This is a genomic window from Staphylococcus sp. EG-SA-2 (genome assembly GCF_017152085.1).
This window is the reverse complement of the sequence record NZ_JACYHC010000268.1, coordinates 1-452: the sequence shown is the minus strand read 5'-3', so window position 1 is coordinate 452 and position 452 is coordinate 1. Positions and strand designations below refer to the sequence as shown.

1 protein-coding gene is annotated in these 452 nt (G+C 37.4%); it reads left to right on the top strand.

All coding sequences use genetic code 11. The annotated features are described in order from the left end of the window. A partial coding sequence (locus IDG60_RS22015; RefSeq protein WP_241013328.1) for a hypothetical protein occupies positions 1-67 on the top strand: 67 nt, incomplete at its 5' end. Between the last annotated feature and the right edge of the window lie 385 nt (positions 68-452).

The following is a 452-nucleotide window of genomic DNA, read 5'->3' as shown; positions in this document are numbered from 1 at the left end:
ACATTTAAATTTACAAGGTCCGGATGGTATCTATTATCGCTTTAATCATATCGAAGTTGAAGATTAGTATATACTTTGAATGGACGAACCATATAATGAATCGTTTTTAATGATCTTTTTATACAAGCTATGAAGGAGGCTGGGACATAAATCCCTAAAAAACAGCAGTAAGATAATTTTCAATTAGAAAATATCTTACTGCTGTTCTCTATTTATACAATACTTCGTATTGAATGGCTTCGCTTTGCCCATCTGGCACATTACTGTAAAATTCTATAAATAGAATTTTTGATGATGGGTCCCTTCCTAGGGTGCCGTCTCAGCTACCCCAACCGGCACATTGTTGTAAGCTGACTATATGTCAGCTTCTGTGTTGGGGCCCCTGTCTTCGACTGGCACTGCTCCCTCAGGAGTCTCGCCATTAATACTACGTATTAACATGTAATTTTACT